Consider the following 775-nt stretch of genomic DNA (forward strand, 5'->3'; position numbering starts at 1 on the left):
TGCAATGGCGCCGCCGTTCACATTGACGATTGCTGGATCGATCCCAAGCTCATTGATGACGGCAATCGATTGGGCGGCGAAAGCTTCATTTATTTCCGCCAGGTCAATATCCGCCAGCGACATGCCCGCCTTCTTTACCGCCGCCTGCGCGGCTGATACAGGGCCCATGCCCATAAAGGCTGGGTCCACGCCGGTGCAGGCATAGCCGCGGACGCGCGCCAGCACGGACAGCCCAAGCTGCTTCGCCATACGCCCAGAGCAGACCACTAGCGCTGCCGCCCCATCGTTAATGCCGGAAGCATTTCCGGCTGTTACCGTGCCGTCTGGCTGGAATGCAGGCTTGAGTCGGGCCAGGGCAGCAGACGTCACATCAGGACGGAAATGCTCATCGGCTTCAATTGTCGCCAACCCCTTCTTGGTTCGAATCTCCACCGGCACGATTTCAGCGGAGAACTCACTGCGCTCCCATGCCTCGCTAGCCCGCTGTTGACTCGTCAGAGCGAAGGCATCTTGCTCTTCTCGCGCAATTCCATATTTCGCCGCAATATTTTCCGCAGTTTTGCCCATATGAATGTCACATATCGAACAGGTAAGTCCGTCTTTGAGGATGCTGTCCTCAACTACCCCATTCCCAAGCCGGTATCCCGTTCTTCCCTGCGCCAATACATAAGGTGCAAGCGACATATTTTCCATGCCGCCCGCAACAATGAGATCTGCATCATCAGCCTTGATGGCCTGCGCAGCCATGATGACCGCCTTCAAACCCGAGCCGCAT

Annotated in this window: 1 protein-coding gene; it reads right to left on the reverse strand. The window is 57.2% G+C overall.

Annotation, left to right across the window (positions count from 1 at the left end; all coding sequences use genetic code 11):
• Positions 1-775: acetyl-CoA C-acyltransferase (locus AZ66_RS29380; protein ID WP_044358210.1), on the reverse strand; the 775-nt coding region annotated here is incomplete at both ends.

Source organism: Paenibacillus sp. E194 (assembly GCF_000935845.1).
Classification (GTDB): Bacteria; Bacillota; Bacilli; order Paenibacillales; family Paenibacillaceae; genus Paenibacillus_B; species Paenibacillus_B alvei_B.